Annotated in this window: 3 protein-coding genes; 1 reads left to right on the top strand and 2 read right to left on the bottom strand. The window is 72.3% G+C overall.

Annotation, left to right across the window (positions count from 1 at the left end; translation table 11 throughout):
- On the bottom strand, positions 1 to 920 hold a 920-nt coding region (locus GXP76_RS34895; protein WP_242575628.1), incomplete at its 3' end, for an ankyrin repeat domain-containing protein.
- A gap of 94 nt (positions 921 to 1,014) precedes the next feature.
- Positions 1,015 to 1,926: a hypothetical protein gene (locus tag GXP76_RS34890; RefSeq protein WP_242575627.1), complete on the bottom strand. Its 912-nt coding sequence runs from the start codon at positions 1,924 to 1,926 to the stop codon at positions 1,015 to 1,017.
- 310 nt (positions 1,927 to 2,236) lie between these two features.
- Between GXP76_RS34890 and GXP76_RS34885 the strand changes: the two genes are divergently transcribed.
- Positions 2,237 to 3,019 (top strand): trypsin-like serine protease, encoded by a 783-nt coding sequence (locus GXP76_RS34885; protein ID WP_242575626.1) that lies wholly within the window; start codon positions 2,237 to 2,239, stop codon positions 3,017 to 3,019.
- Positions 3,020 to 3,112 lie beyond the last annotated feature (93 nt).

Raw genomic sequence — 3,112 nt, 5'->3', positions numbered from 1 at the left:
CTCGCGCACCAGGCGAGCGCCGCCTCGAACGACTCCTCGTCACCCCTCCGCCACAGCGCGGCCACCGGCTCCCGCCAGTCGTCCCTGCCGGGCACCCCGCACCTCAGCGCCCGCCCCGCCAGTTCCTCGAACGGCGTCCGGATGCCCAGCGATTCCTCCAGGACGGTGGCGATCGCCCCGTGCCCGGTCTGCCGCTCCAGGCTCGCCACGGGCACGCCGTCCTTCAGCGTCTCGACGACGATCGTCACCCCGCCGTCCTCCTCGATCCGGCGCACCACCGTCTCGTCGCCCCCGCCCGTGCCGGCCATCGGCAGCAGCTCGGCGTGCAGTTCGTGCTCCACCGCCTCGGGCGCGGTCCACCGCCGTGCCTCGGCCAGCGCCTCCTCGCGCGCGTCGGCGCCGTGCCGCAACAGCGCCCGTACGGTCGACGGCGAGCCGCGCCGGGCGGCCGTCACGAGCGGCGGCTCACCGTCCGGGGCGCCGCCGCCGGGGCCGGGGAGAGCGGGGTCGGCGCCGTGCGCCAGAAGGGCCTCCACCGTCCGCGCGTGTCCCTGCCCGACGGCCCAGGCCAGCGCGGTGAACCCGTACGCCTCGCGCCGGTCGGGGCGCGCGCCCGCCGCCAGCAGGGCCAGGACCACCTCCGTGTGACCGCCGCACGCGGCGCCGCACAGCGGCAGGTCCCCGCCGTCCGGTCCGCTCGCGCGCTCGGGGTCGGCGCCCGCCGCCAGCAGCACCCGGACCGCGCCGGGTTCGTCGCTCACCGCGGCGGCGTAGAGCACGCTCTGGCCGTCCGGGTCGGTCGCCTCGGCGGGGACTCCGGAGCGGAGCAGCGCGACGACGGTGTCGTCCCGGCCCTCGTACACGGCCGAGAACAGCTCCTCCCGCGCACGGTCGGAGCCCGCTGTCCGCTCATTCGTCATACTTCGACCTTCGCCCGGAGGCGTCATTCACGCCAAATCGACACAATGGCCACCGTCTGCCGGTTCCGTGAAGTCCCTTGCCAGGTGGGGGAGTTCAGGTGTCGCAGTCGAGCACCGTGTGACAGAGTCCGCACCGCGCCCGCACCCGGCCCCTGACCGGCACCCGGATCCGCTGGTGGCACGTGGGGCAGGGGAACGACACCCGCAGCCCGTCGGGAAGCGTCTCGAAGGCGTACGGGCGTCCCGCGTCCGCGGCCTCGCCGGGGTGGTCGAGCGCGTAACGCCGGTCCTTGGCGTAGCGGTGCCGGCCCGACCAGCCCGCCGTGGTCAGCGGCGGCTGCTGCTCGTCCCGTACGGCCTGCGCCTTGCCCTTCGTGTATGCGGTGTAGCCCTGCGGGCTGGTGAACCAGATGCCGGGGTCCTCGTTGAACACGATGGCGCGCTTGGCCAGCACGTAGCCGAACTCCTCCGGCGTCAGGTAGCCGAGCTTCTGGCTGGAGTCCCGGTCCTCCCGGAACGCGTCGAGCAGCAGCCAGCCCGCGCCCAGATAGGTCGTGACGGTGTCGGTCAGGATCTCGTTGTCGCGCGTGCCGGGGAAGCCCAGTCCGAGCCGGTGCAGCAGGACATGGGTGATCTCGTGCGCCAGGGCGGCGCCGATGTCCCTGCGGTGCCTGCGGAAACGGTCGTTGAGCTCGATGAAGTACTCCGGTCCGGCCGTCAGCTCGACGCTCGCCGCGTGCTCCATCTCGCGGAAGGTGACGATGATCCGGGCGTCCGGCAGACTCAGCTGCTGGACCAGCGCGCGGGCCACCCGCTGTACTCCGAGATGCAGGTCGTCGTGGTCGGCGAAGGCGACGTCGGCGGGCGCGACACTGGTGTCGTAGCGGCGGATGCCGTCGTCCGACATGCGCCGGTAGAGGGCCGTCACGGCGGCCCGCACGGTGTCGAGGTGGGGGTAGCCGTGTACGACCGGGCTGCCGCCGTTCGTCGCGCCTCTGTCCGTCACGCCACTACCCCTTCGCAGGAGGGTCGACCGCTGTCAACTGTACGGGGGCCCGCCCGGCGGGCGGCGGACTGAACCCGACCGTTCGGTTGGCCGAAACCCATGTCTTGTGCCACGGCTGATTTCCTCCCCATAATCCGGATCACGCTGTGGCGGGCGGATGCGGGCGATCCACGTTTCACCGGGTCGTCGGTCGGCTTCGCCATGCGTACGGCACCCCCACGTGCTGAGCGTCATCCGTACACGGCTTCACGCACGACAGCCCCACGCAAGACAACGAAACGCACTGTTTCCCCCCACGAAAGGCAGTCAGTTGAGCTTTCTGCGTGCTCTCAAAAGATGTGCCGTCGTCGGCGCGGTCGTCCTCGCCGGTGTCAGCCTTCAGCCCGCCTCCGCTTCGGCCGCCCCGCCTCCGGGACCGCTGGTCGTCGGCGGCACCCCCGCCGAGCAGGGTGAGTTCCCCTTCATGGTCCGCCTCTCCATGGGCTGCGGCGGCGCTCTCTACGAGCAGGACATCGTCCTGACCGCCGCCCACTGTGTGGACGGTTCGGGCCCCGACACGAGCATCACCGCCACGGCGGGCGTCGTGGACCTCGAAAGCCCGGACGCCGTCGAGGTCAACTCGACCGAGATCCTCCAGGCGCCCGGCTACAACGGCACCGGCAAGGACTGGGCGCTGATCAAGCTCGCCGAGCCGATCGACCTGCCCACGCTGGACATCGCCACGGACGACTCGTTCAACAACGGCGAGTTCACCGTGGCCGGCTGGGGCGCGGCCACCGAGGGCGGCGGCCAGGAGCGGCACCTGCTCAAGGCCAACGTGCCGTTCGTCTCCGACGCGGACTGCGAGGGCGCGTACTCCGGCAGCCTCGTGCCCGCCGAGGAGATCTGCGCCGGCTTCATCGACGAGGGCGGCACGGACACCTGCCAGGGTGACTCCGGCGGCCCGATGTTCCGTGACAACGGGAACGGCGGCTGGATCCAGGTCGGCGTCGTCAGCTGGGGCCAGGGCTGCGCACGGCCCGGCTTCCCGGGCGTCTACACCGAGGTGTCCACCTTCGCCGCCGACATCCAGTCGGCAGCGGCGGGTCTCTGACGCGGCCGTACGCCGCGCGCCGGCGCCTCCGCGGGAGGCACGCCGGGCGCGTGAGGTGACATGAAGTCGGAGGGGTGGTTGCCGGACCGGTCG

Origin of the sequence: Streptomyces sp. NP-1717 (assembly GCF_022695985.1) — a bacterium.
Classification (GTDB): domain Bacteria; phylum Actinomycetota; class Actinomycetes; order Streptomycetales; family Streptomycetaceae; genus Streptomyces.
The sequence above is the reverse complement of the archived record's forward strand: the minus strand, read 5'-3'. Positions and strand labels throughout refer to the sequence as shown.